At 67.9% G+C, this 271-nt stretch carries 1 pseudogene; it reads right to left on the bottom strand.

Annotated elements, in window-relative coordinates:
* Nucleotides 1-271 (bottom strand): annotated as a pseudogene (locus P0D71_RS36120) (NAD(P)(+) transhydrogenase (Re/Si-specific) subunit alpha); the annotation flags it as partial.

Below are 271 nucleotides of genomic sequence, written 5' to 3'. Positions count from 1 at the left end.
TGCGTAGAGCGAGGACGCGTCGGCGGGGACCATCGAGGCCAGATTCGTATAACCGACGATCGTCACGCCATGCCTGATCACTACCTGATCCGCTTCGGTGAGCGGACAGTTGCCGCCGCGCCGGCCTTCGTACTCGGCGCCGCGACCTGCCGCGAGGTCGACCAGCACGGAGCCGGGTTTCATCGCCTGCACGGTGTCGACCGAGATCAAGGTCGGTGCGGCGCGGCCCGGGATCAGCGCGGTGGAGATCACCACGTCGGCCTGCTTCGCG

Source organism: Paraburkholderia sp. RL17-383-BIF-A (assembly GCF_046028015.1).
Taxonomy (GTDB): domain Bacteria; phylum Pseudomonadota; class Gammaproteobacteria; order Burkholderiales; family Burkholderiaceae; genus Paraburkholderia.
The sequence above is the reverse complement of the archived record's forward strand: the minus strand, read 5'-3'. Positions and strand labels throughout refer to the sequence as shown.